This is a genomic window from Roseovarius roseus (genome assembly GCF_043355935.2).
Lineage (GTDB): Bacteria > Pseudomonadota > Alphaproteobacteria > Rhodobacterales > Rhodobacteraceae > Roseovarius > Roseovarius roseus.
The window spans coordinates 1-1,245 of the sequence record NZ_JBHFPE020000052.1 but is presented as its reverse complement, the minus strand read 5'-3'; the positions used below and the strand labels follow the sequence as shown (position 1 = coordinate 1,245).

Below are 1,245 nucleotides of genomic sequence, written 5' to 3'. Positions count from 1 at the left end.
TCGAACTTGTCCCGGAAGCTGTTGGTTCTCTTGAGAACGGCGGTTTGGCCGGCCATCCAGAGAGTGCGCCGCAACCGGGCGTTGCCATACTTCGAGATGCGGCTCTGGCCACGGAACATGCCGGATTGCATTGTCGCGAGGTCCATGCCGCAGAACTTCAGGAACTGTCGATGATGCCGGAATCGTCGCAGATCACCGGCCTCGGCCAGGATGGTCATGGCGTTGATCGGGCCGATCCCAGGAATGGTCGTCAGCAACTGATAATCGGGGAGATCCGACAGCAACTCGACGGCCCGCGCCTCGATCTCATCGCGCTGTTGGATCAGGCCGCGGCCCTCGGCCAACACGAGACGGAACATGCGGACCGCGTCGGAGTCCGGGTGAATCGGCAGCCCTACAGATTCAACAGCCGTGGTGTAAATATCTGAAAGTAGACGTTCTTTGGAGACCTTGCGACCGACAACCTGCCAAGCATCGGCGACGAAGGCTTCCCGGTCCATGGCCGTGATCATGTGCGGTGTGGGATACTTCTCCAGGAATGCCAGGAACCAGTCGGTGCGGGAGCTGCGGTGAAACCGCTCGGCCTCGGGAAAGTAAAGGGGTAGGTAATGCGTCAGGATGCGGTGCCACAACTCGGTCTTCGAGCGCGAAACGATCTCGTGGGTCTTCGAGAGTTCCTGGATGTCCGCGATCCCGGTCACGAGTGGATCATGGAAGAATTGTACAGCCCCGATCTCCATCATGTGCAGAATGACTTGGGCGTCCTTGGGATCATTCTTGTCCCAGCTGTTGTGTAGAGCCTCGCGCGTTCTGGCCAAGCCAACGGAAGAGACCAGCTTGAGGTCGAACCCGGCCAGGCCGAGGTGGTGGGCCAAGGCACGGTGATAATTACCGGTCGCCTCAAACCCAATCCGCACCGGCAGGTCATAGCTGGCGAGAGCTGCTGACAAGCGCTGAAAATCCTCCAGCGTGTTCGTAATTGTCATGCGGCGGCGGCGCTTTTTGCCGGGAATGCCAATCAGCACTTCGTGCCGATGCTTGGAAATGTCGATGGCGACCAACACGGTCGAAAGGGTAGAATGGGTGGCGGTCATAGCCGGTCTCCTCAGCAGTGTGGTTGTGCAAAACCACTGTTGAGACCTGAGACCCGGTTATGGCCACCCGCTGCGCAATTTGGGGGCTGCGCGCATGGCCATAACCTCTCACCAGCCCTACTTCCTGACGTGCTATGGCGCAGAGTTTATC

1 protein-coding gene is annotated in these 1,245 nt (G+C 59.0%); it reads right to left on the bottom strand.

What is annotated here, in order from left to right:
- The coding region (locus ACEWPL_RS19390; protein ID WP_420744402.1) for an IS110 family RNA-guided transposase at positions 1-1,094 on the bottom strand (1,094 nt) is incomplete at its 3' end.
- Positions 1,095-1,245 lie beyond the last annotated feature (151 nt).